We start from the raw sequence: 1,461 nt of genomic DNA, 5'->3' as shown, positions 1-1,461 counted from the left end.
ACCATCGGACCCAGCTGATCCGGTCCGTCGTCGACACCGGCCACCAGGCAACGACCCAGGTCAGAGCCACGTCCGGTTCTGCGGCTGAAGATAAGATTTGCGGTCCAGCTGACGAGTGTGCGGTACCTGGGCCGGTTCATGGCGGACCCGCGGCAGGTGCCGGCGGGGGTGGCGGAGTACCTGGCCGGGCAGTTTGACATCGAGGACGCCTCGTGCCTGAAGTTGTACGGCGAGCGGGACGGTACGGCCCGTACGCACGCCGGGGAGATTCAGGAAGCCGGGGGCTGGCGGGACTACGCCGAGGTCCGCGAGGAACTGGCGGGCTGGCTGGACGCGCGGGCGTGGACGACGGGGGACGGGCCGAAGGCGTTGTTCGACGCGGCGGCGGGGTGGCTGCGCGCGGGCCGGGTGCTGCTGCCGGGGGTGAGCCGTCTGGCCCGGCTGGTGGGGTCAGTGCGGGAGGCGGCGAACCAGCGGCTGTGGGACACCTTGTACGGGATGCTGAGCGTCGGGCAGCGGGCGGTGCTGGACTCCCTGTTGACGGTTCCGCCGGGTGAGCGGGTGTCGGAGCTGGACCGGCTGCGGCGGGGGCCGGTGCGGGTCTCGGGTCCTCAGATGAAGCGGGCGCTGGAGCGGGCGGAGGAGATCGCCGCGCTCGGGATGGGTGCCCTGGACGTGTCAGGGATACCGCCGCGGCGCCTGGCGGAGCTGTCGCGGTACGGGGTGGACGGGAAGGCGTCGCTGCTGCGCCGGCACTCCGATGCCCGCCGGTTAGCGACGCTGCTGGCCACCACGGTCTACCTGACCTCGCGGGCGGTGGACGACGCGCTGGACCTGCTGGAAGTCCTGATCGCCACGAAGCTGCTGGCGAAGGTGGAGCGGGAGAGCGCGAAGGAGAAGCTGAAGACCTTGCCTCGGGTGGAGCGGGCGTCGGCGAAGCTGGCGAGTGCGTTCCAGGTCGTGTTCGACACCACCGAGCAGGTCGACACCGACACAGGGGAGATCGCTCCGCCGAAGGTGGAGAGCCTGGAGGCGATGTGGGCGGCGATCGAGCAGGTGGTGCCCCGCCACGAGCTGGCGGCGGCGATCGCCGCGCTGTTCGAGCTGACCCCGCCGCTGGACTCCGTCGCGGACGAGGCATGGCGGGCCATGCTGGTGGGCCGGTTCGGCACCGTCCGGCCGTTCCTGCGGCTACTGGTCACCGTGGTGGACTTCGACGCCCCCCCCGAGGGCGAGCCGGTGCTGGCCGCGCTGTTGTCGCTGCCGGAGCTGATGGGCCGCAAGAAGGTCGGCCCGGCCGAGATCGACACCGGCCTGCTGACGGGGTCGTGGCGGCGCCTGGTGCTTTCCGCGCCGCACCTTTAGCCCAAGGCCGTGAAGTTACGGCTTTGGGGCTGGTAGCGAGGGGTGTCGATCTGACTGAGTGCCGGACGTAGGAAGCGGAGCCCCGGTAGAACTGGC

Annotated in this window: 1 pseudogene; it reads left to right on the top strand. The window is 71.2% G+C overall.

The annotated features are described in order from the left end of the window. Positions 1-87: 87 nt before the first annotated feature. Positions 88-1,362: pseudogene (locus tag AC07DW_RS34465) on the top strand (DUF4158 domain-containing protein); the annotation flags it as partial. Positions 1,363-1,461 lie beyond the last annotated feature (99 nt).

Source organism: Streptomyces sp. NPDC045701 (assembly GCF_056432045.1).
The sequence above is the reverse complement of the archived record's forward strand: the minus strand, read 5'-3'. Positions and strand labels throughout refer to the sequence as shown.